Origin of the sequence: Plantactinospora sp. WMMB782, assembly GCF_049179135.1 — a bacterium.
In the GTDB taxonomy this organism is placed as follows: domain Bacteria; phylum Actinomycetota; class Actinomycetes; order Mycobacteriales; family Micromonosporaceae; genus Plantactinospora.
In genome coordinates this window covers 897,694-919,396 of sequence record NZ_JBMHMC010000007.1, presented here as the reverse complement: position 1 = coordinate 919,396, position 21,703 = coordinate 897,694, and the positions used below count along the sequence as shown (strand labels likewise).

The window sequence follows — 21,703 nt, the reverse complement described above, 5'->3', positions numbered from 1 at the left end:
CGGCCGCCCGCCCGGCAGGATCATCCCCATGCCCCGGCCCGCGCCCGCACCCCCACCCCTCGGGCCCGCTCCCGACCACCGGGGGCCAGATCTCGGTCACCATGGCGACGTCGAGCTGGCCCCCGGCCTGGTGGATCTCGCGGTCAACGTCCAGCGGCAACCGATGCCGCCCTGGCTGCGGGAGTCGATCCTCACCTCGATGGAGACGCTTACCGCCTACCCCGACCCCGGCCCGGCCCGGGCCGCCGTCGCCGCCCGGCACCGCCGCCCGGCCGACGAGGTACTGCTGACCGCCGGAGCGGCGGAGGGTTTCGTACTGCTCGCCCAGGCGTTCCGGGAAGCGCGCCGGCCGGTGGTCGTACACCCCCAGTTCACCGAACCGGAGGCGGCGCTGCGGGCGGCCGGACACCGGGTCGAGCGGGTGCTGCTGCCGGCCGGGACCGGCTTCCGGCTGGACCCCGAGCTGGTACCGGCCGACGCCGACCTGGTCTTCGTCGGCAACCCGACCAACCCCACCTCGGTACTGCATCCGGCGGACGTACTCGCCAGCCTGGCCCGCCCCGGCCGGGTACTGGTGGTCGACGAGGCATTCGCGGACTCCACCCTCGGCCCCGAAACCGGTACCGCCGCGGCAGGCGCGGTCGGCGACGATGCCGCACCAGACTCCCCGGCGAGCCGGGGCACCAGCGAACCCGAGTCCCTGGCGAGCCGGCGCGACCTCCCGGGGTTGGTCGTGGTGCGCAGCCTCACCAAGACCTGGGGACTGGCCGGACTCCGGATCGGCTACCTGCTCGCCCCGGCCGGGCTGGTCCGGCGACTGGCGGCGGTGCAACCGCTCTGGGCGGTCTCGACCCCCGCGCTCGCCGCCGCGGCGGCCTGCGCCACGCCCGCCGCCATGCGGGAGGAACGCCGGATCGCCGCCCGGCTCGCCGTCGAGCGGGCGTACCTGGTACGCCGGCTGGGCGAACTGTCCCGGGTACGCGTCGCCGGCACCCCGGCCAGCGCGTTCGTCCTGGTGCACCTGCCCGGCGCGGCGCGGGTACGGCTGGCCCTGCGCGACCGGGGTTTCGCGGTACGCCGGGGTGACACCTTCCCCGGTCTGGGCCCCGACTGGCTGCGCCTCGCGGTACGGGACACTGCCACCACCGACCTGTTCGTGGCCGCGCTGGCCGGGATCCTGGAGGAATGATGTTGGATGCCACCCTCGCCGATATCGGTCCCCTCGACGAGGGTGCCATGGCCGCGGCGCACGACCTGCACACCAGGTTGACCAAGCCGGCCGGTTCACTCGGCGCCCTTGAGGAACTCTCGGTACGCCTCGCCGGGCTGGCCGGCGTCTGTCCGCCGCCGCTGCCGGAGCCTGCCGCCGTGGCGATCTTCGCCGCCGACCACGGGGTGCACGCCCAGGGGGTGACCCCGTGGCCGCAGGAGGTCACCGCGCAGATGGTGGGCAACTTCCTGTCCGGCGGTGCGGTGGTGAACGCGTTCGCCCGGCAGACCGGTGCCACGGTGACCGTGGTGGACGTCGGGGTGGCCACCCCGCTGACCCAGGCCAGGGTGCCGGCGCAGCGTTCGGCGCGCGCGGCTCCCCGGCTCGTCGACGCGAAGGTCCGGGCCGGCACCCGGGACATGACGGCCCGGCCCGCCCTGACCCGGGAGGAGGCGCGCGAGGCGGTCGAGACCGGCATCCGGACGGCAGACGAACTGCTCGACTCCGGCGCCGGCATCCTGGTCACCGGTGACATGGGGATCGCCAACACCACGGCCGCGGCCGCGCTGATCGCCGTCTTCACCGGGATCGACCCGGCCGAGGCCACCGGACGGGGTACCGGGATCGACGACGTCACGTACGCCCGCAAGGTCGCCGTGGTCCGGGCGGCGCTGGCCCGGCACGTACCCGATCCGGCCGACCCGCTCGGCGTGCTTGCCGCGTTCGGCGGGCTGGAACACGCCGCGCTGGCCGGCTTCGTCCTCGGCGGCGCCGCGCGGCGGGTTCCGGTGCTGCTGGACGGGGTGAACGCGGTCGCCGCCGCGCTCGCGGCGGCCGCCTTCGCCCCGGACGCGGTCGGCGCGATGGTCGCCGGGCACCGTTCGGCCGAACCGGGTGCGACCGCCGGTTTGGACCGGCTGGGTCTGCTGCCGATAATCGACCTGGGCCTACGGCTCGGCGAGGGCACCGGCGCCCTGCTCGGCTATCCGGTGGTCGCCGGTGCGGTGCGGGTACTGCACGAGGTGGCCACCTTCGACGCGGCGGGAGTGTCGGAGAAATGATCATGTATCCGCTGGCGCTGCGGCTCGCCGGCCGGCGTGTGCTGGTGGTCGGTGGTGGGGCGGTGGCGACCCGGCGGGTGCCGGCGTTGCTGGACGCGGAGGCCCGGGTGGTGGTGGTCGCCCCCGAGCTGACCCCGGCGCTGCGGGCGCACGTCGACGCGGGCCGGGTGGAGTGGGTCGCCCGGCAGTTCGCGCCAGCCGATCTGGAGGGTGCCTGGCTGGTCCAGGTGGCGGTGGACGACCCGGCCGCCGCCGAGGCGGTCAGCACCGCCGCGTCGGCGCGGCAGATCTTCTGCGTACGCGCCGACGACCGGGACGCCGCGTCCGCCTGGACCCCGGCGGTGACCCGGTACGGCCCGCTCACCGTCGCCGTGCTCGGTGGCGGTGACCCGCGCCTGGCGATGGCGGTCCGGGACGCCATCCGGGAGCAGTTGATCACCGGCACCCTCGCCACCGTGCCGAGCGCCGGCAGCACCTCTGGTCGACCCCTGCCCGCTGACACCACCGACTCCCCGCACGGCGAAACTCCGGTCCCGGCGCAAGAGGTCCCGGCCGGCAAAATCCCGGCCGGCAAGGCTGCGGCAGACGGACAGCCGGCGCGTCCGGTCGGCCGGGTCGCGCTGGTCGGCGCGGGTCCCGGCGACCCCGAGCTGATCACGGTACGCGGTCGGCGGCTGCTCGCCGAGGCCGACGTGGTGGTCGCCGACCGGCTGGTTCCCGGCCTGCTCCTCGACGAGCTGCGTCCCGAGGTCGAGCTGGTGGACGCCACGAAGATCCCGCACGGTCCGGCCGCCGCCCAGGAGGAGATCAACCGGGTACTCGTGGACCGGGCCCTGGCCGGCGCCCGGGTGGTACGCCTCAAGGGCGGCGACCCGTACGTCTTCGGTCGGGGTGGCGAGGAGGCGCTTGCCTGTGCGGCGGCCGGTGTCCCGGTGACCGTGGTCTCCGGGGTGACCAGTTCGGTCGCGGCCGCCGCGGCGGCGGGTATCCCGGTGACGCACCGGGGGGTGGCGCACGAGTTCACGGTGGTCTCCGGGCACCTGCCGCCGGAGCATCCCGACTCGCTCGTCGACTGGTCGGCGCTGGCCCGGCTGCGCGGCACCCTGGTGGTCCTGATGGGGCTGAACAACCTGCCGGCGATCACCGCCGCGCTCCGGGCGCACGGCCGGGCACCGCAGACCCCGGTGGCGGTGGTCCAGGAGGGTACGACCGACGGCCAGCGGCTGCTCCGGTCGACCCTGGAGGCCGTCGCGGCGGAGACCAGGGCGGCCAACTTCCGCCCTCCGGCAGTGGTGGTCTTCGGCGACGTGGTGACCACCCTCGCCGAGCTTCCGACCCATCCCGCCGGCCAGGGGTGAAGTGCGCGCTGGATACCGGAAAGAGTGGCCTCAGCGATGGGCTGGGGCCACTCTTTCCGGGTAGTAGGGCGACCTTCCCCGGCGGGGCGGGGCGGGAGGGTCAGGCCTTGAGCATGTTGTCCAGGAGGAGGGCGCAGCGGATCAGGCCGAGGTGGCTGTACGCCTGCGGGTGGTTGCCCAGCCCGCGCTCGGAGATCGGGTCGTACTGCTCGGGCAGCAGTCCGGTCGGGCCGGCGGTGTCCACCATCTGCGTGAACAGCTCCTCGGCGTCGGAGCGCCGGCCGGTGCGCAGGTACGCCTCGATCAGCCAGGCGGTGCAGATGTGGAAGCCGCCCTCCCGGCCCGGCAGCCCGTCGTCCCAGCGGTAGCGGTAGACGACCGGACCGCTGCGCAGGTCGGCCTCGACCTTCAGCACGGTGGCCAGGAACCGGGGATCGTCGTTGGGCAGCAGTCCAGACAGGCCGATCCAGAGCGAGGAGGCGTCCATCTCCTCGTCGCCGTACGCCACGGTGTAGGCGCCGGCGCCGGCGTGCCAGCCGAACTCCAGCACGTTGTGCCCGATCCGGTCGCGCAGCTCGATCCACTCCGGCCGGTCGCCGTCGCCGTGCTGCCGGACGACGTGCAGCGCCCGGTCCACGGTCATCCAGCACATCACCTTGGAGTAGACGTGGTGCCGGGGCGGCAGCCGGGCCTCCCAGAGCCCGTGGTCGGGCTCGTGCCAGCGCCGGGCGACCGCCTCGACCATGTTCTCCAGCACCCGCCACTCGGTGTCCCGGACCCCGCCGCGCAGGTCGGCGACGGCCGCCAACAGGTCGGCGACCGGCCCGAAGACGTCGAGCTGGAGCTGGTGGTTGGCGAGGTTGCCGACCCGGACCGGCCGGGAGCCGGCGTACCCGGGCAGGGTGTCGATGACCGCCTCGGCGCCGAGTTCGTAGCCGTCGACGGTGTAGAGCGGGTGCAGCCGTTCGGGGTGCCCGCCGGTGCGCTCGACGCAGCCGTCCACCCACTGCAGGAAGCCCTCCGCCTCGGTGAGCGAGCCGAGGTCGACGAGGGCGCGGGCGGTCAGCGCGGCGTCGCGCAGCCAGCAGTACCGGTAGTCCCAGTTGCGGACCCCGCCCAGCTCCTCGGGCAGCGAGGTGGTGGCGGCGGCCAGGATCGAGCCGCTGGCCTCGTGCACCAGGCCGCGCAGGGTGAGCGCGCTCCGCCCGACCAGGTCGCGGGCGGAGTTGGGCAGCCGCAGCCCGTTGACCCAGTCCCGCCACGGCTGTTCGGCCACGGCCTGCCGCTCGTGCACCGGCACCCGGTGGTGTTCCAGGCTGTGCGAGCCGAACCGCAGCTCGCAGGTGAGCTGGCCACCGGCGGCGGCCAGGTCGACCACGGCCCGGGCGGTCTCGTACCCGCCGTCGTTGTCGATCTGCCACTCGACGCCGGGGGAGTAGAGCGCGATCGGCTCGTTGGAGCCGAGCACCAGCAGCCCGTCGCCGAGCGGCTGGAGCTGCACCGCGACCTGGCCGAACTCGGGTCGGGGGGCGAAGTCCAGCCGGACCCGGCCGGCGCCGCTGAGCACCCGGACCAGTGTCGAGTCGCCGCTGATCACCGCCGAGCCGGTGGGCACGTCGTCGGCGGAGGGCCGGTCCAGCCAGTCGGTGACGGTCAGCCCGGACCAGCGGGTCTCGACGGTCATCGTGCCGGTCCGGTAGCGCTGGCCGAGCGGCAGGCCGCCGCGTTCCGGGGCGATGCTGAAGTAGCCGGCCGGGTTGCCGCCGACCAGGTCGGCGAAGATCGCCGGGGAGTCGGGCTTGGGGTGGCAGAGCCAGCTCAGGCTCGCCTCCGGGGTGACGAGTGCGACGGTACGTCCGTTGGCCAGCATCGAGTGCCGCTCGATCGGTACGGCCCGCTCGCCGAAGAGCCAGTTGCGACGTACCTCGAGCACCAGCGCCAGCACCCGGGCGGCGTCGACGGGCTGGTCGATCCGGAAGGCGGCCCGGGTCTCGCCCGGCCCGATCTTGATCCCGACGTCCGGCCCGTGCAGCTTGGCGAAGGCGTTCTCGTCGGTGACGTCGTCGCCGAGGAAGAGTGCGGCGCTGGCCGAGAGCTGGGTGCGGAGCTGTTCGAGCGCGGTCCCCTTGTCGGTGGGGATCACCGACAGCTCGATCACCTCCTTGCCCCGGGTGACCGTGACGTCCGGCCAGCCGGCGGGACCGGCGTCCACCGCCGCGACCACCCCGGCGGCCACCTCGGGGTCGGCGCCCCGGGTGTGCACGGCGACGCTCGCCGGCTTGGTCTCCAGGCGTACCCGGGCCCGGCCGGCGACGATCTGGCGCAGCTCGTTGCGCAGCCGGGTGCGTACCTCGATCAGCTCGGGGGAGAGCCGTTCGACGAAACCGATGTCGAACTCGGAGCCGTGGCTGCCCACCAGGTGCACCTCGCTGGGCAGCCGGGAGAGGGTGGCCAGGTCGCGCAGGGCCCGGCCGGAGACCACGGCGACGGTGGTCTGCGGCAGGGCGGCCAGCGCGCGTACGGCGGCGACCGACTCGGGCAACGGCACGGCCTTGGTCGGGTCCTCCACGATCGGCGCGAGCGTGCCGTCGTAGTCGCAGGCGACCAGGAGCTGTGGCACCCGGGCTATCCGGCCGATCGCGGACCGCAGCTCGGGGTCGATCGAGTCGAGGGTGCGGGGACCCTCGTCGAGTAGGGAGCCGGACTTCACTCGTCCTCCGTCTCGGGTACGCCCAACTCGTTGAGGAAGGACCGGGCCCAGTGTCCGACGTCGTGGGTACGCAGGTGGCGCTGCATGATGCGCATGCGGCGCCGGGCCTCCACCTTGTCGACGTGCACCGCGCGCAGTAGTGCGTCCTTGACGCCGTCCGGGTCGTGCGGGTTACAGAGGAATGCCTGGCGCAGCTCGGTGGCGGCGCCGGCAAACTCACTGAGCACGAGTGCGCCGCCCGAGTCGGCGCGCGTTGCTACGTACTCCTTGGCCACCAGATTCATTCCGTCTCGCAGCGGGGTCACCATCATCACGTCGGCCGCGCAGTAGAGCGCGGCCAGTTCACTGCGACTGTACGACTGATGGAGGTAGTGGACTGCCGGTACACCGACCCGGCCGAATTCACCATTAATTCGACCAACTTCGCGTTCCACCTTGACCCGGAGTGCCTGGTAGTGCTCCACCCGTTCCCGACTTGGCGTAGCAACCTGCACCATAACCGCGTCGGGAACTGTCAACTTTCCGTCAGAGAGCAACTCCCGGAACGCCTTGAGCCGAAGCTCGATTCCCTTGGTGTAGTCGAGCCGGTCCACCCCGAGGATCACCGTCTTCGGGTCGCCCAGCTCGGTGCGGATCTGCTTGGCCCGGGCCTGCACGGCCGGGTCGACGGCCATCCGCTCCATCTCGGCGACGTCGATCGAGATGGGGAACGCGCCCGCCTTGACGTTGCGCCCGTCCACCTTGATCATCTGGCCCTCGTAGCGGAGCCCGAGCAGGTGCCGGGCCAGCCGCACGAAGTTCTGCGCCGCCAGCCGCTGCTGGAAGCCGACCAGGTCGGCGCCGAGCAGCCCGCGCAGCACCTCGGCGCGCAGCGGCATCTGCATGAAGAGTTCGATCGGCGGAAACGGGATGTGCAGGAAGAAACCGATCCGCAGGTCGGGGCGGAGTTCGCGGAGCATCGCCGGCACCAGCTGGAGCTGGTAGTCCTGCACCCAGACCGTCGCGCCCTCGGCCGCCACCTCGGCCGACGCCTCGGCGAACCTGGCGTTGACCAGCCGGTACGCCTCCCGCCAGCGGCGCTTGTAGGCCGGGGTCTCCACCGCGTCGTGGTAGAGCGGCCAGATCGTGGCGTTGGACTGCCCCTCGTAGTAGCGTTCGAGTTCCTCGGCGCTCAGCGGCACCGGGTGCAGCCGGATCCCCTCCAGGTCGAACGGCTCCGGTGCGGCGCCCACCCCGCCGGCCCAGCCGACCCAGGTGCCCTGGTGCTGGGCGAGTACCGGATGCAGGGCGGTGACCAGTCCCCCCGGGCTGCGGCGCCACTGCCGCCCTTCGGGGGTGGTCACCTCGTCGACCGGCAGGCGATTCGCAACGACCACGAACGAGCTACGTACGGTCACAATCAGTGCACCTCCGGTGATGACGGGTGTCCACCGCTGAGCGTACTGAGCGTAGCTGCGGTGCCTAACCCCCAGTGGCACAAGTACTGCCCTGCGGGACGCCGGAAGGAACGTAAAGGTGATCATGGCCACCCGCCCGGCCCCGCCCGGGCGGTCGGCCGGGTGCCCCGGATACGGCGGCGGGGGCGCCCGGGAGGCAGTGCCAGGTGGCCGGGCGGAGGGCGATGTGGGCGGTACCGGCCGGACCTGTCAGGATTGACGGTGGCGCTCTTCGCCGCACCGCGTGGCCCGGCGCGACGCCGACAGCGCGGTCCAGAGCAAGCCCGACGTCGTGCTGGGTCGACAACACGGCATTCGGGGACATCACATCCGTGGGAGGTAGGCCGCACCGTGGCCCAGTACATCTACGTCCTGGAGAAGGCGCGCAAGGCGCACGGCGACAAGGTCGTGCTGGACAACGTGACGCTGAGCTTCCTGCCGGGAGCCAAGATCGGTGTGGTCGGTCCGAACGGCGCCGGCAAGTCGAGCCTGCTCAAGATCATGGCGGGTCTGGACCGGCCGAGCAACGGCGAGGCCCGGCTGATGCCCGGCTACAGCGTCGGGCTGCTCGCCCAGGAGCCCCCGCTCAACGACGCCAAGACCGTGCTCGGCAACATCGAGGAGGCGGTGGCCGAGACCAAGGCCAAGCTGGAGCGGTTCAACAAGATCGCCGAGCAGATGGCCACCGACTACTCCGACGAGCTGATGACCGAGATGGGGCAGCTCCAGGAGGAGCTGGACCACGCCGACGCCTGGGACATCGACTCCAAGCTCGAACTGGCGATGGACGCACTGCGCTGCCCGCCGCCGGACGCCGACGTCACCCAGCTCTCCGGCGGCGAGCGGCGCCGGGTCGCGCTCTGCAAGCTGTTGCTGGAGGCGCCCGACCTGCTGCTGCTGGACGAGCCGACCAACCACCTGGACGCGGAGAGCGTGCAGTGGCTGGAGCAGCACCTGGCCAAGTACGCCGGCACGGTGATGGCGATCACCCACGACCGGTACTTCCTCGACAACGTGGCGGGCTGGATCCTCGAACTGGACCGGGGCCGGGCCGTCGGCTACGAGGGCAACTACTCCACCTACCTGGAGAAGAAGGCCGCCCGGCTGGCCGTCGAGGGGCGCCGCGACGCGAAGATGAAGAAGCGGCTCAGCGAGGAACTGGAGTGGGTCCGGTCCAACGCCAAGGCCCGGCAGACCAAGTCCAAGGCCCGGCTGGACCGCTACGAGGAGATGGCCAACGAGGCCGAGAAGACCCGGAAGCTGGACTTCGAGGAGATCCAGATCCCGCCGGGCCCCCGGCTGGGCAACACGGTGATCGAGGCGCACGGCCTGCGCAAGGCGTTCGGCGACCGGGTGCTCATCGACGACCTGAGCTTCTCGCTGCCCCGAAACGGCATCGTCGGCATCATCGGCCCGAACGGCGTCGGCAAGACCACCCTGTTCAAGACCATCGTCGGGCTGGAGCAGCCGACCGCCGGCTCGGTCCGGGTCGGCGAGACGGTGAGCCTGTCGTACGTCGACCAGAACCGGCAGGGGCTGGCCGGCGACAAGACCGTCTGGGAGGTGGTCTCGGACGGGCTGGACCACCTGATGGTGGGCAAGGTCGAGATGCCCTCCCGGGCGTACGTGGCGGCCTTCGGGTTCAAGGGGCCGGACCAGCAGAAGCCGACGAAGGTGCTCTCCGGCGGTGAGCGCAACCGGCTCAACCTGGCGCTGACCCTCAAGATCGGCGGCAACGTCATCCTGCTCGACGAGCCGACGAACGACCTGGACGTGGAGACCCTCTCCTCGCTGGAGAACGCACTGCTGGAGTTCCCCGGCTGCGCCGTGGTCATCTCGCACGACCGGATGTTCCTGGACCGGGTGGCGACGCACATCCTGGCCTGGGAGGGCACCGACGAGGACCCGTCGCGGTGGTTCTGGTTCGAGGGCAACTTCGAGGCGTACGAGAAGAACAAGATCGACCGGCTCGGCGCGGAGGCGGCCCGGCCGCACCGGGTCACCTACCGCAAGCTCACCCGTGACTAGTCAGGTCGGCCTCGGACCGGCCCAGCCGACGGCGGCCGGGACCGGTCCGACGGGGCGGCGGTTCGGCTACGACTGCACGCTGCGCTGGTCCGACCTGGACGCGTACGGGCACGTCAACAACGCCCGCTTCCTCACCCTCTACGAGGAGGCCCGGGTGGCGATGATGTTCGCCGGGGCGAGCGCCCAGGGGATCAGCTCGTTCGCCGACGGCGTGGTGATCTACCGGCACGAGATCGACTACCTGCGCCCGGTCGGATACACCCTGGACGGGGCGACAAGCGAACGCGCGCCCACGGTACGCATCGAGATGTGGGTCGAGGACCTGCGGCAGTCCCGGTTCACCATCGCGTACGAACTGTTCGACCGTACGGTGCTGGCCGGCCGGGCCCGGTCGGTGCTGGTGCCGTTCGACCTGGCGCAGCAGCGCCCCCGCCGGCTGACCGAGCCGGAGCAGGAGTTCCTCGGGCACTATCTGATCGAGCCGGTGGCCCGGAGCCGGCCGGCGTAGGGAGCGAGTCGATGCCCGCTGCGGAGAAGCCGGTCCGGATCGCCGACCGAGGCGACACCACGGGCGACGCGACGCCGACGCCCGGACCCGGGCACGAGCACGGGCGTGGTCACGAGCACGGTGGTGGTCACGGGCACGAGCGTGGTCACGGGCACGAGAACGGGCACGGGCTCTCCGGGCTGCCGGACGCCGGTGCCTTCCTGGCCCGGTTGACCCGGTTCGACCCGGGCGCGGTGGTCCGGCTCCGCTCCGGGGCGCCCGGAGCGACCGCCGGGGCGCCGGCCAGGACGGTGCTGTGGGCACGGCTGCCCTGGGGCGTACTGGTGGGCCGGGTGGTCGCCGGGGCCGGTCCCGGTGACGCCACGGTTTCCGCCGCGGAGTTGCTTACCGAACTCGGCCGGGGCGGTGTGGAACTGCCTCGACGCCGGGACGGTGACTGGCGGTGGCCGGTGCCCGGCGGTCCCGGCAGCGTGGTGGAGTCGATCGCCGGTGCCGAGCTGCGCCGGATCGCGGCCGCGGCCGCGGACACCCTGCGCGACGCGGCGACCGGTGGCGTCGCCGGCCGGGCGGTGGGCCAGCGGGCGGTCCGGGACGCGCTGCTCGACCACGTGGCCGTGGTGGTGACCGGCCCACCGCCGGCCGTCGATCCGAAAGGGACCGACCCGGGCGCTGCGGCCCCGGCCGGTTTCGATCCGGTACACGGCGGCGGCCGGATCGAGATCTCTCAACGGCTGGTTCAGGCCATCGTCCGGATGGGTTTTCTCGGCTCCGCCGGCCCGGCCGGGCGGGACGCCGTGCAGGTGCGGATCATGGGCCGATGGGTCGGATTAGCCGCACCATTCGGAGTGGCATGGTCACAGAAAGTCAGTCAGCTTGCGATAAAACCAGCGCGTGATCACCCGAACGGATGAGGAGACATGGTCCATCCGTCCCGGGGCTGTAGTTGGGGGGGTGCTTCGAGCCGGCTGTACGGGTACCGTCGGGCCTCGGGTCCAACGCAACGTAGGCACGTGGATCCGCTGGGGAGTGAGGTGCGCAAGCGATGCCGTGGTGGTCATGGCGCCCCGGCCACGCCGGTGGCGGCGAGCCGGGAACTCGAAGCAGGATCTCGTCGGACGGCGCCGTCCGGGTCGGACCACCGGCGCCTCGGGAGCCGGAACACGACTGCCGGACCGAATCCGAAGCCAGGTCCGGTAGCCGGGACTTCCGGCCCGGGGACCGGGCCTCGATCCGGGACATCCCCCCGGTGATCGCCCCGGTGACGCTACGCCGGGTCGGGGACGCCCTGGACCTGCTCGACGTGCGTTATCTCGCCGACGGCGACGGCAGCCTGCTGGCCATGTGGGAGCGGCACGCCGTGCTGTTCGCCCTGGAGGGGCCGGACGACGAGATCCTCGTGATGCGGGCCCGTCCACACTCCACGGTCCCACCGGACTGGGCCGACCGGGCCTACCGGGTGGTCAACGAGTGGAACCACACCCGCCGGTTCTGCAAGGCGTACGTCGGCGACCCCACCGAGCGGGGCCAGTTGCCCATCTACGCCGAGTTGCAGGTGCCGTTGAGCGCCGGTGCACACGACGCCCTGCTGGTCGAGATGCTCGACTGCGGAGCGGCGGTGGCGACCACCTTCGTCGACTGGCTGCATGACGAGGGCGCCCTGCTCTAGCGACCGCCCGGGCTCCGGCGACCGGTCTGCTCTGGCGACTGGCCTTCTGGGGCCGGCCTGCTCCGGTGACCGCCCAGCGGCAGAATCGCTCGGTCAGTGCGCCGGACCGGGGGTTTCGTCCATGGTGTTGACCATGAAGTAGGCCGCCCGTTCGAGGTACTGCCACAGGGTCCCGTCCTGCTCCGGCGACAGCTCCAGCCGGTCCACGGCCCGGCGCATGTGCCGCAGCCAGGCGTCCCGCTCGACCGGCCCGACCCGGAACGGCGCGTGCCGCATCCGGAGCCGGGGATGCCCGCGCTGCGCGGAGTAGGTGTTCGGGCCGCCCCAGTACTGGATCAGGAAGAGGGTGAGCCGCTCCGCCGCCGGGCCGAGGTCCGTCTCCGGGTACATCGGCCGGAGCACCGGGTCGGTGGCGACGCCCGCGTAGAACTCGTCGACAAGCTTCCGGAACGTCGGTTCGCCGCCGATCTCGGCGTAGAAGGTCGGCGCCGGGCGGGCCTGCTCTCGCTCACCTGCGGGATTCACCGTTCCATCCTGCCATCCGGCCGGGCGCTCGACCCCAGCCGGAGCCGCAGTCGGGGTGCGGGCTGGCTCACACCACCCCGTGCCGCCGGCCGGACCAGGCGGGGCGGCGCCGGCTCAGACCGCGCCGATGCCGGCCTCCGAGGAGGGGGGCCGGGGATTGGGCGGGGAGGTGTCCGACGGCCGCTGGACCGGTCGGCCCGGTTCGGCCGCGGCCTGCCGTTCGGCGGAGCGGCGCTCTGCGTCCGCGATCGCCGCGTCGAACCGCTCGGACTGTGGCCAGCGCAGCGCCAGCAGCAGCATCAGCAGCACTCCGGCGGCGCTCCACACCCCGACCACCCGGGGGATGCCGAACCGGTCGGCCAGCAGGCCGGTGGTGAGGACCGCCACCCCCTGCATCACCTGGACGCCGGTGTTCATCACACCGTTCGCCCGGGCCCGGTAGCCGTGCGGCAGGGCCAGCACGAAGAGCCCGTTGGTCACCGGGATCAATCCGGCGACCGCGAAGCCGGCCACGGCGGCCAGCAGCGCGACCACCACCGGCGGCGGGTTGAACAGGGCGGGCACCAGGGCCAGCGGGGCGAGTACCGCGAACGGCCGGACCAGGCTGCGGCGCAGGTCCGGCCGGAGACCCCGGCCGACCACCAGGCCGCCGAGAATGAAGCCGACGGGTGCGGCGATCATGATCAGTGCCTGGATGGCGCTCCGGTCGGCGCCGGACCCGGCGAACCTGGTGGCCCAGGCCGCGGCCAGCCCCTCCGGCACGATCGCGAAGAGCATCGCGCAGAACACCAGGACCGCGATCGCCCGCAGCACCGGGGTGCCGAAGACCAGGGTGAAGCCGGCGGCGGTCTCCCGGAGGAGGTGCCGCCGGCCCTGCTCCGGCGGGACGGCGGGCCGGTGCCGGACGCCGAACCAGATGACCGTCGCGGAGAGCCCGAAGGTGGCGGCGTTGAGCAGCAGGGCCAGGGCCGGGCTGTAGAGCGCGATGCCGGCCCCGACGGCGTAGCCGAAGACCTGGGCCGCCTGTCCCGTGCTGCCGTGTAGGGAGAGCGCGACGACCAGCCGGTCTCCCCGGAGCAGCAGCGGCAGCATCGCGGACCGGGCCGCCTGACTGGGCGGATTCGCCAGGGTCGCCGCGAAGAGCAGGGCCAGGACCACCGGGGTGTCCAGGCCGTCGATGGCGATCAGGGCGTAGAGCGGCATCCGGACGAGGTCACAGATCACCATCACCGTCCGGTACGGGTACCGGTCGGCCAGGGTGGTCAGCAGCGGACCGCCGATCAGCCACGGTAGGTAACTGGTGGCGAAGGCGGCGGCGGAGAGGGCGACCGACTCGCTCTGCTGGTAGACCAGCAGCGTCACGGCGGCCTTGGCGAGATAGTCGCCGGTCCAGGTCAGTACGGTGGCCGTGAAGACCGCCCGGTATTCACGCTGGGCGAACACTTCCCGAAAGGTTGCCGGCCGCTGGGAAGTGTGTGTCTCTTCGGACACCGGTGGGCCTCCATCGTTCTCGACCGCTGACCAATTGTGATGGGGCTGCCGGGAACGTTAGACGTTCGGATCAGCGAGGTCTTCGTTACGCTCCGGGAGGGAGCTTGTTCTGGATTCTGCCCGATCGTATGACGACTGGCTAGGGCGAACGGATAGATCGTCGCATCCCCGACTGGTCGAACGGACGATACCCGACCGCCCACACGGTACGCGACCCCTGCCGGGCGGCCCTTGATCCAAACCGTCCGGCGTACCCGTGCCCCACCGTCCGGGGTGCTCGGGGCCGGCGGCATGCCGGCGCTGCCCAGCCCGGACGGCAGGCGGGGACCGGGCCGACGCCGACGATCCCGGTCTGACCGGCCATCCGGGGCAGCCGGGCAGGTCAGACAGGTCAGGTCGCTCCACCCTGGCCGGTACCCCCGTCGCCGGGCGGGGTCGACGGCCGGGGGAACATCCGGGTGGCCGCGATGTCGGCGGTGATCCCCGAGTTCTCCAGCGCCTCGGCCAGCCGTCGGCGCAGCTCCCGGGTCACCGGGAACTGCCCCTCGGCGGTGGTCTTGGCGACCGTGCGGATCACCGAACCGTCCACGGTGATCTGCTCGACCCCGATCACCTCGGGCGGCTCCACCAGCTCCGGGGCCAGCTCCGGGTCGACCGCGACCGAGGCGGCGGCGGTCCGGAGCACCGCCATGGCCTCCTCGGTGCGGGCGAAGCCGATCGGCATGTCGAGCACGACCATCGCCCAGCCCTGGCTCTTGTTCCCGACCCGGATGATCTCGCCGTTGCGGATGTACCAGACCACCCCGCGGGCGTCCCGCACGGTGGTGATCCGCAGGCCGACCGCCTCGACCACCCCGGTCGCCTCGCCGAGGTCCACCGTGTCGCCGACCCCGTACTGGTCCTCCAGCAGCATGAAGAGCCCGGCCAGCAGGTCCTTGACCAGCGTCTGGGCGCCGAACCCGAGGGCCAGGCCGGCGATGCCGGCACTGGCCAGCAGCGGGGCCAGGTCGAAGCTCAGCTCGCTGAGGATCTGTAGTACGGCGATCGCGAAGACCACCGCCGTGGTCATGCTGCGCAGTACCGAACCGATCGCCTCGGCCCGCTGCCTGCGCCGTTCGGGTACGACGGCGTTCGGGTCGGGTGCGGCGCTGGGCATGCGCTCGCGCAGCGGCCGGAGTACGGCGGGGATCCGGCTCTCCGAGGTGCTCCGGACCAGCCGGTTGATGGTGCGGTGCAGCAGGAAGCGGGCCAGCACCGCCAGCAGCAGGATCAGTGCGATGGTGGCCGGCTTGATCAGGAGGTAGTTGCTGCCCTCGGCGAACCACACCGAGCCGGTCACGTCCCAGACCAGTTTGCAGCCGGCCTCGTTCAGGCAGCTCGGCTCGGGCTTCGGGGTCTCGGGCTGCGGCGTCTGGGCTCGCGGCATCGCGAGCACGGCGGCGGTGATCAGCGTCGCGGGGGTCACGGATGTCTTCGTACCGTACGGACCCGGGCCGTCCGCCGCCGACCCGCCGGCTCGTGGCGGACGCCGCCCCCGGCGGCCCGGCGCCGGCCGGGGTCGAACGGACGGAACCGGTCATCTTGCCACGGGACGTGAGAGCTTTCTTCGGGACCCCCGATTAGTACGTGCAATCAGGCCGGCTATCGGGGACTATTGGCGCACGGACGCCGGTGATCTGCCGGCGTCGGCCGTGGTCGTGGCGGCCGGTCGGTGCGTGCTGCCCGACGGGGCGCCGGAGCGGGGCCGGCACCAGGCGGGGCGAGGGAGCGGACGGGGAAACAACCGAGAGGGTGAGCGCGATGCCTGACATACGACCCACGGTGGGCTCCGGAGCGTTGGTGCTCAATGCCACCTATGAGCCGCTGTGTGTCGTTTCAGTGCGTCGGGCCGCCATCCTGGTCCTCTCCGCCAAGGCCGTCTGCGTGGCCGACGGGGAGGGAATCCTGCACAGCGCCCGCAACTCCCTGCCGGTGCCGTCGGTGGTCCGGCTGACCAGGTTCGTCCGGGTGCCCTACCGCACCCACGTCGGGCTCTCCCGCCGGGCCATCTTCGCCCGGGACAGCTGGCGCTGCGTCTACTGCCGGGGGCCGGCCGAGACCATCGACCACGTCTTCCCGCGCAGCCGGGGCGGCCGGCACGCCTGGGAGAACGTCGTGGCGGCCTGCGCCAGGTGCAACCACACCAAGGGTGACAAGACCCCGGCCGAGCTGGGCTGGCGGCTGCACTCGCTGCCGACCGCGCCGAAGGGCATCGCCTGGCGGGTCCTCGGGCACCGCGCGCCGGACCCGCGCTGGGCGGACTGGCTCGACCTGCGCGAGGCCGAGGCGGCCTGAGAGCCGGCGACCGACTCGGCTCAGGTGTCCCGGGCCGAGACCAGGGACGCGAAGACGATCACGTTGTCGGCGTACCCGGTGGAACCGCCGACCCAGCGGCCACCGCAGGTGATCAGCCGTAGCGACGGCCGGCTGAAGTCGCCGTAGACCCGGTCCACCGGCAGCTCCGACTTGTTGAACCGCTTGACCGAGTTCACCTCGAAGACCGCCACCGAGTCGTCCTCCCGGTCGATCTCGATTTTGGAGCCGGGGCGCAGCCCGGCCAGGTCGTGGAAGACGGCCGGCCCGGTCCGGGTGTCGACGTGCCCGACGATCACCGCCGGCCCGTACTGGCCGGGGGTCGGGCTCCGGCTGTACCAGCCGGCCTCGTCGCGCCGGTCCGACGCCGGCACCTCGATGGTGCCGTCCGCGGCGACGCCGACCGGGTGCACCGGCGCGGTCAGGCCCAGCGACCGGATGCCGATCCCGACCGGCGGGCTCGACTCGAGCACCGGGAACTTCCGGGGCGGCGGCGGGGCGCCGAACGGCAGCCCGCTGGGCAGCAGGGTGATCCCGGTGACGCTCTGCACCCCGAAGAGCGTGACCAGCAGGCCGAGCAGCAGGGTGATCACCGGTACCGGCCCGGGGCGGCGGAGGAGGCCAGCCCGGCCCACCCGGCGGGGCGGCCGGGGTGGCGCCGGGTCCAGGGTGCCCGGCGGGGTGCCGTCGGCCGGATCCGGGCTGGTGATGCTCGCCGCGGTCGCCTGCCGGGCGAGCCGGGCCGCACGGCGCCGCCACCGTTCGGTACGCGCCCACCACCGACCGGTCCGGCCCCGCCACGTGCCCGCGCGCTCGCCCGTGGAGAAGCGGAACATGTCCGACCCGTGGCTCAGCCACCCGGCTCGGTACGCCGGCGCCGACCGGCCAGCCCGAACCCGACGGCGAGCACGACGATGCCGACACCACCGGCGATCATCAGCGTGCCGCCCGTGCTGCCGGCCGTACCGCCGCCACCGGTGGCCGGACCCTGGCTGCCCTGGCTCATGTTCACCACGGTCAGCGTGGTGGTGGCGTTGTTGCCCGCCTGCTGGCAGCTCAGGTTGACCGCGTACGCCCCGGGTGCCTTGCCGCCCGGGATCGTCACCTTGGCGGTGAGGAAGCCGTTGTCCGGGCGTACGATCACCCGGCCGAAGGCGTCCGAGTGCACCGTCGCCTGCTGGTTGTTCGCCCCGTCGCAGCTCGCCCGGATGTCGACCCGGGTACCCGCCTGGGCGGTGTTCGGGGTGACCTCCACGAAGGTGTTCGGTCCGGCGCGTACCGCGGTCACGTTCCCGAACAGCGGTCCGGGGACGAGTGCGGCGACGGTGACGCCGGCGGCGATCGTACGGCCGACGACCTTGGCAGACAGCATGACTTCCCTCCCCGGCGGTGCATCCGGCTCGGTCGGACACCCGTACGCCTCGGGCGCTGCGCGGGTGTCGCGACCGTCGTCGCCGGGTGTCTTCCCACCGACCCGCCGCACACACGCCCGGAAAGCCGCCTACAGCGGTGCAAGCCCTGGTCAGCCGCTTGACGGTGGGACGGGCAGCACCGGATGCCAGTGCAGCGGGCTGGAGAGCACCATCGTGCTCGACGGCTGCCCGTACGGGGCCAGACGGTCGATGACCTGCTCGAACGCCTCGATCGACTCGGCGGCGACCTTGAGCATGCTGCACGCGTCACCGGTGATCCGGTGTATCTCCAGGATCTCCGGCCACTTCGGCACCTCCGGGTCCCGGAGGATGCAGCGCGCCCCGTAACAGGACATCCGGATCATCGCGACCACGTTCCGGCCGGCCCGGGTCAGGTCGACGTGCGCGTGGTAGCCGGTCACCACGCCGGACTCCTCCAGCCGGCGGACCCGTTCGGCGACGGCCGGCGGGGAGAGGTGCACCCGGCGGGAGAGTTCGCTGAACGAGAGCCGGGCGTCGGCCTGGAGTTCGCGCAGCAGCGCCCAGTCCATGTCGTCCATCACTGTTCACTCTCCGTAACGTGGTTGTCGACCTCTGGATCGACCTTTCAAACGTTAAGCCATCCCGGCGGTGAACCCCACAACCGTCAGATCGGCGCGGGTACCGCCGTTGGTCCGGCATTCCGTCGGGCGGTCGACCGGCGAGATCATGTCGGTATCGACGTCACGGAGCGGAACGGAACGAAGACGTCACGGAACGGAGGCGGGCAGTGGAGAGCATCCAGCGGCAGCGGCGACCCGGCCGACCCCGGGTACGCCCGCTCACCGCCGCGCAGCGGGCCGCCCGGGCGGCGGCGAACGGTGGCGAACCGACCCTGGAGCCGGGCGGGCGGACGCCGTACGACGCGTACGTGCACGCCAGCACCCTGCACCGCCTCCAGCAGCCGTTGAGCCAGGATCCCGGCGAGATGTCGTTCCTGATGGTCAGCCAGATCATGGAGCTGTACTTCGGGCTCACCTGCTTCGAGTTGCGCGAGGCGCGGCGGTTGCTGCGTACCGACGATCTGTGGGGTGCGCTCGCACCGCTGCACCGGGCCGCGCTGCACCTGGAGGGGCTGAACGCGGCCTGGCGGGGCCTGCGCTGGATGACCCCGGCGGACTTCAACCGGTTCCGCAACCTGCTCGGCGAGGGCTCCGGCTTCCAGTCCGCGATGTACCGGCAGTTGGAGTTCCTGCTCGGGCTGAAGTCCGCGACCCTGGTCCGGCCGTTCCACCGGCAGCCGCAGGTGCACGCCGAGCTGGTCGAGGCGCTCGGGGCGCCGAGCCTCTGGGACGAGGTGACCGCGCTGCTGGCCCGCCGGGGCTACGCGCTGCCGGACACGCTGCTGCACCGCGACTTCTCCGCCGACTCCGACTCCGGCTCCGGGCCGAGCGAGGAGCTGGCCGCCGCCTGGGTGGCGATCTACGCCGACACCGGACCCGACAACCACCTGCGGCAACTGGGTGAGACCCTGGTCGAGATCGCCGAGCAGTTCGACGACTGGCGGCACCAGCACCTCAAGGCGGTACGCCGGACGATGGGCGCCAAGGTCGGCACCGGAGGGTCGGCCGGCGCGGCCTGGCTGCGCCGGAGCATGGCCCGGGAGGTCTTCCCCGAACTCTGGGCCGCCCGGACCGACATGTGAACCTTGACGCCCGACCCGAGCGACGTGTGACTTCTTCAGGGAGAGACGAGCGGATGACCACCCCCGACCAGGCGGAGGCGGCGGCCCGGCGCCGCGACGAGGCCGACCCCGGGCACCGGCACCTGTTCCACGTGCCCCCGGCCGAGGGCGGCCGGCACGCCGAGGCCGCCTATCTGGTCGGCAACTCCCTCGGGTTGCAGCCCCGGGCCGCCCGCGCCGACGTCGACGCCGAACTGGAGACCTGGGCCACCCGGGGCGTCTCCGGCCACTTCACCGGCGAGCGGCCCTGGGTGCCGTCGTACCGGTCGCTCACCGGGCCGAGCGCGGCGCTGGTCGGCGCGTCGCCGGCCGAGACCGTGGTGATGAACTCCCTCACCGTCAACCTGCACCTGCTGATGGTCTCGTTCTACCGGCCGACCGCCGGCCGGGACCGGATCCTGATCGAGGACAGCGCCTTCCCGTCCGACAGCTACGCGGTGCGCAGCCAGGCCCGGCACCACGGGCTGGACCCGGACGAGGTCGTCGTCCGGCTGCGCCCCCGCCCCGGCGAGGAGAACCTGCGCACCGAGGACGTGCTCGGGCACCTCGACCGGGAGGGGCACCGGGTGGCGCTGGTGCTGTTCGGCGGGGTCAACTACCTCACCGGCGAGCTGATGGACATCCCGGAGATCACCCGGGCGGCGCACCGGGCCGGCGCCCTGGTCGGCTGGGACCTCGCACACGCGGCCGGCAACGTGCCGCTGGCCCTGCACGACTGGGACGTGGACTTCGCCGCCTGGTGCACGTACAAGTACCTGAACTCGGGGCCGGGGTCGCTGGCCGGGGCGTTCGTGCACGAGCGGCACCTCGGCGACCCGGCGATCGACCGGTTCGAGGGCTGGTGGGGCACGGACGAGACGACCCGGTTCGAGATGGCCCCGGTCTCCCGGCCACCGGCCACCGTGGAGGCGTGGCTGGTCTCCAACCCGCCGGTGCTGGCGATGGCCCCGATGCGCAGCGCCCTGGCCATCTTCGAACAGGTCGGCATGCCGGCGCTGCGGGCCCGGAGCGTTCGGTTGACCGGGTACCTCGAAGAACTGCTCGACCGGATCATCCCGGGCCGCCCGCTGACCGTGCTCACCCCGCGCGACCCGGCCCGGCGCGGCTGCCAGCTCTCCGTCCGGATCGGCCGGGGCGGGGCCGCCGCACTCACCGAACGGCTGTCCCGGGAGTACGGGGTGGTCGTCGACGACCGCGAACCGGATGTGATCCGTCTCGCCCCGGTGCCGCTCTACTCGACGTACCACGACTGCTGGCGGGCCGCCGACGCGCTGGCCCGGCTCGTCGACCCGGCCTGACCCGGCCTGACCGGCCGTCCGCCGCCGGTGGCCCCGGCGGCGGGATCGGTACCCCGAGATCTGCTGGGCAGCGGTTTCCGATACCGTGAACGACGACCGGATCGGTCGGGTGGCTGGTCACCCGGCCCGGACCGGCCCGATGATCCCGTTTTCGCCTGGGGGCGTTGAGGTTGTCTGTTTCCGACACGTTGCTGGTCTTCGTTGCCATCCCGGCCGCCGCGGTGCTCGTGATCACCGTGCTGGCCCGGGCCGGCAAGAGCGGCCGTAACGCCCGGCGGTACCGCCCGGGGCGGCCCTTCGAGTTCACGCCGGTCTGGTTCCTCTCCTCGCCCGAGCACCTGACCGAGTCCACCCGGACCGCGCTGCCGGTCGGCACGGACACCCGGGCGTTGACCGGCGGCGGGACCGAGACCATCAGCGCGCCGAAGCGCGCCGGCGTGACAGGGGGCGCAAGTGACCGCTGGTAAGGACGTGGCGACGGTCGAACGGCCCGAGGCCGAGGTCGGGCCGAGCGCCGCCGACCGGCCGAACGTGTTGGACGGGCCGTTCACCACCCGCCAGCTGCTCCGGATCGACGAGGCGCTGCGGATCGCCGACGAGTCCACCGGACTGGTCTTCACCGTCTATGTCGGCCCGCTCACCGAACCGGTCCGCGAGCACGCCCAACGGCTGCTCACGGAGCTGGTCGATCCGGCCCGAGCGGTGCTGGTGGCGCTCTCGCCGAACCAGCGGGTGCTGGAGATCGTCACCGGTGCCGAGGCACGCAAGCGCATCCCGGACCGCGACGCCAAGCTCGCCGCGCTGTCCATGGTGGCCGCCTTCGGTGGCGGCGACCTGGCCGGCGGCATCGTCAGCGGCCTGGACCAGCTCGCCACCCGGGCCGGCCGTTCCGCCTGACCCGGTTGCACCCGTCCGACCCGCCGTC

Annotated in this window: 20 protein-coding genes; 12 read left to right on the top strand and 8 right to left on the bottom strand. The window is 72.6% G+C overall.

The genetic code is table 11. From position 1 onward, the window contains the following. The first annotated feature begins 28 nt into the window (after nt 1–28). From cobC to cobA, 3 genes are read left to right on the top strand one after another with little or no spacing between them, the layout of a single operon-like run. A complete protein-coding gene (cobC, locus tag ACN28A_RS06080; RefSeq protein ID WP_421393211.1) occupies nt 29–1,189 on the top strand; it encodes an Rv2231c family pyridoxal phosphate-dependent protein CobC in 1,161 nt (386 codons plus the stop codon). Next, nucleotides 1,189–2,271: a nicotinate-nucleotide--dimethylbenzimidazole phosphoribosyltransferase gene (gene cobT, locus ACN28A_RS06075; protein WP_421404184.1), complete on the top strand. Its 1,083-nt coding sequence runs from the start codon at nt 1,189–1,191 to the stop codon at nt 2,269–2,271. Before cobC ends, cobT begins: the two co-directional genes overlap by 1 nt. After that, nucleotides 2,268–3,629: a uroporphyrinogen-III C-methyltransferase gene (gene cobA / locus ACN28A_RS06070; RefSeq protein WP_421393209.1), complete on the top strand. Its 1,362-nt coding sequence runs from the start codon at nt 2,268–2,270 to the stop codon at nt 3,627–3,629. The genes cobT and cobA overlap by 4 nt, the downstream gene beginning before the upstream one ends. A 100-nt stretch (nt 3,630–3,729) precedes the next feature. On the opposite strand, the gene otsB is transcribed toward cobA, so the two are convergent. Further along, entirely contained in the window at nt 3,730–6,339 is a 2,610-nt protein-coding gene (gene otsB, locus ACN28A_RS06065) for a trehalose-phosphatase (RefSeq protein ID WP_421393207.1), read from the bottom strand. Then, nucleotides 6,336–7,736, bottom strand: coding sequence for an alpha,alpha-trehalose-phosphate synthase (UDP-forming) (locus tag ACN28A_RS06060; RefSeq protein ID WP_421393206.1), 1,401 nt, complete (start codon nt 7,734–7,736; stop codon nt 6,336–6,338). The genes otsB and ACN28A_RS06060 overlap by 4 nt, the downstream gene beginning before the upstream one ends. Before the next feature lie 390 nt (nt 7,737–8,126). Here ACN28A_RS06060 and ettA point away from each other — a divergent pair, with 390 nt between their 5' ends. The 4 genes from ettA to ACN28A_RS06040 all read left to right on the top strand — a co-directional run bounded on the left by ettA (nt 8,127) and on the right by ACN28A_RS06040 (nt 11,977). Next, nucleotides 8,127–9,803: an energy-dependent translational throttle protein EttA gene (gene ettA, locus ACN28A_RS06055; protein ID WP_421393204.1), complete on the top strand. Its 1,677-nt coding sequence runs from the start codon at nt 8,127–8,129 to the stop codon at nt 9,801–9,803. A gap of 79 nt (nt 9,804–9,882) precedes the next feature. Beyond that, a complete protein-coding gene (locus ACN28A_RS06050) occupies nt 9,883–10,311 on the top strand; it encodes an acyl-CoA thioesterase (RefSeq protein ID WP_421404182.1) in 429 nt (142 codons plus the stop codon). An 11-nt stretch (nt 10,312–10,322) separates the two neighbouring features. Further along, nucleotides 10,323–11,222 (top strand): hypothetical protein, encoded by a 900-nt coding sequence (locus ACN28A_RS06045; protein WP_421393202.1) that lies wholly within the window; start codon nt 10,323–10,325, stop codon nt 11,220–11,222. Nucleotides 11,223–11,353: 131 nt separating this feature from the next. Continuing rightward, nucleotides 11,354–11,977 (top strand): YbjN domain-containing protein, encoded by a 624-nt coding sequence (locus ACN28A_RS06040; protein WP_421393200.1) that lies wholly within the window; start codon nt 11,354–11,356, stop codon nt 11,975–11,977. A 93-nt stretch (nt 11,978–12,070) separates the two neighbouring features. On the opposite strand, the gene ACN28A_RS06035 is transcribed toward ACN28A_RS06040, so the two are convergent. The 3 genes from ACN28A_RS06035 to ACN28A_RS06025 all read right to left on the bottom strand — a co-directional run bounded on the left by ACN28A_RS06035 (nt 12,071) and on the right by ACN28A_RS06025 (nt 15,419). Next, complete coding sequence (locus ACN28A_RS06035; RefSeq protein ID WP_421393199.1) at nt 12,071–12,502, bottom strand: globin; 432 nt, start codon at nt 12,500–12,502, stop codon at nt 12,071–12,073. A 114-nt stretch (nt 12,503–12,616) separates the two neighbouring features. Beyond that, nucleotides 12,617–13,993 (bottom strand): MFS transporter, encoded by a 1,377-nt coding sequence (locus ACN28A_RS06030; protein ID WP_421393197.1) that lies wholly within the window; start codon nt 13,991–13,993, stop codon nt 12,617–12,619. 391 nt (nt 13,994–14,384) lie between these two features. Beyond that, nucleotides 14,385–15,419, bottom strand: coding sequence for a mechanosensitive ion channel family protein (locus tag ACN28A_RS06025; protein WP_421404180.1), 1,035 nt, complete (start codon nt 15,417–15,419; stop codon nt 14,385–14,387). A 374-nt stretch (nt 15,420–15,793) separates the two neighbouring features. Here ACN28A_RS06025 and ACN28A_RS06020 point away from each other — a divergent pair, with 374 nt between their 5' ends. Then, nucleotides 15,794–16,327, top strand: coding sequence for an HNH endonuclease (locus ACN28A_RS06020; protein ID WP_278063766.1), 534 nt, complete (start codon nt 15,794–15,796; stop codon nt 16,325–16,327). Between the two features lie 20 nt (nt 16,328–16,347). Here the strand turns inward: ACN28A_RS06020 and ACN28A_RS06015 are convergent, their stop codons facing one another. The 3 genes from ACN28A_RS06015 to ACN28A_RS06005 all read right to left on the bottom strand — a co-directional run bounded on the left by ACN28A_RS06015 (nt 16,348) and on the right by ACN28A_RS06005 (nt 18,317). Then, complete coding sequence (locus ACN28A_RS06015) at nt 16,348–17,181, bottom strand: class F sortase (protein WP_421393196.1); 834 nt, start codon at nt 17,179–17,181, stop codon at nt 16,348–16,350. Between the two features lie 14 nt (nt 17,182–17,195). Then, nucleotides 17,196–17,717 carry a hypothetical protein gene (locus ACN28A_RS06010; protein WP_421393194.1) on the bottom strand — a complete coding sequence of 174 codons (522 nt, stop codon included), beginning with the start codon at nt 17,715–17,717 and terminating at the stop codon, nt 17,196–17,198. Nucleotides 17,718–17,867: 150 nt separating this feature from the next. Further along, nucleotides 17,868–18,317, bottom strand: coding sequence for an Lrp/AsnC family transcriptional regulator (locus tag ACN28A_RS06005; RefSeq protein ID WP_421393193.1), 450 nt, complete (start codon nt 18,315–18,317; stop codon nt 17,868–17,870). Nucleotides 18,318–18,526: 209 nt separating this feature from the next. Here ACN28A_RS06005 and ACN28A_RS06000 point away from each other — a divergent pair, with 209 nt between their 5' ends. From ACN28A_RS06000 to ACN28A_RS05985, 4 genes are all read left to right on the top strand, one after another. Next, entirely contained in the window at nt 18,527–19,441 is a 915-nt protein-coding gene (locus tag ACN28A_RS06000) for a tryptophan 2,3-dioxygenase (RefSeq protein WP_421393191.1), read from the top strand. 53 nt (nt 19,442–19,494) lie between these two features. After that, nucleotides 19,495–20,778, top strand: a complete 1,284-nt coding sequence (gene kynU, locus ACN28A_RS05995; RefSeq protein ID WP_421393190.1) for a kynureninase — start codon at nt 19,495–19,497, stop codon at nt 20,776–20,778. A 188-nt stretch (nt 20,779–20,966) separates the two neighbouring features. Continuing rightward, complete coding sequence (locus tag ACN28A_RS05990; protein ID WP_421404178.1) at nt 20,967–21,245, top strand: hypothetical protein; 279 nt, start codon at nt 20,967–20,969, stop codon at nt 21,243–21,245. Nucleotides 21,246–21,309: 64 nt separating this feature from the next. Beyond that, a complete protein-coding gene (locus ACN28A_RS05985; RefSeq protein WP_421404176.1) occupies nt 21,310–21,675 on the top strand; it encodes a DUF5130 family protein in 366 nt (121 codons plus the stop codon). The last annotated feature ends 28 nt before the right edge of the window (nt 21,676–21,703 follow it).

Coding starts and splice junctions, on each gene's coding strand:
- ACN28A_RS06045 (WP_421393202.1), top strand. CDS start 10,323: ATGCCCGCTGCGGAGAAGCCGGTCCGGATCGCCGACCGAGGCGACACC.
- ACN28A_RS06020 (WP_278063766.1), top strand. CDS start 15,794: ATGCCTGACATACGACCCACGGTGGGCTCCGGAGCGTTGGTGCTCAAT.
- ACN28A_RS06040 (WP_421393200.1), top strand. CDS start 11,354: ATGCCGTGGTGGTCATGGCGCCCCGGCCACGCCGGTGGCGGCGAGCCG.
- cobC (WP_421393211.1), top strand. CDS start 29: ATGCCCCGGCCCGCGCCCGCACCCCCACCCCTCGGGCCCGCTCCCGAC.
- ACN28A_RS06010 (WP_421393194.1), bottom strand. CDS start 17,717: ATGCTGTCTGCCAAGGTCGTCGGCCGTACGATCGCCGCCGGCGTCACC.
- cobA (WP_421393209.1), top strand. CDS start 2,268: ATGATCATGTATCCGCTGGCGCTGCGGCTCGCCGGCCGGCGTGTGCTG.
- ACN28A_RS06015 (WP_421393196.1), bottom strand. CDS start 17,181: ATGTTCCGCTTCTCCACGGGCGAGCGCGCGGGCACGTGGCGGGGCCGG.
- ACN28A_RS06005 (WP_421393193.1), bottom strand. CDS start 18,317: ATGGACGACATGGACTGGGCGCTGCTGCGCGAACTCCAGGCCGACGCC.
- ACN28A_RS06025 (WP_421404180.1), bottom strand. CDS start 15,419: ATGCCGCGAGCCCAGACGCCGCAGCCCGAGACCCCGAAGCCCGAGCCG.
- cobT (WP_421404184.1), top strand. CDS start 1,189: ATGTTGGATGCCACCCTCGCCGATATCGGTCCCCTCGACGAGGGTGCC.
- kynU (WP_421393190.1), top strand. CDS start 19,495: ATGACCACCCCCGACCAGGCGGAGGCGGCGGCCCGGCGCCGCGACGAG.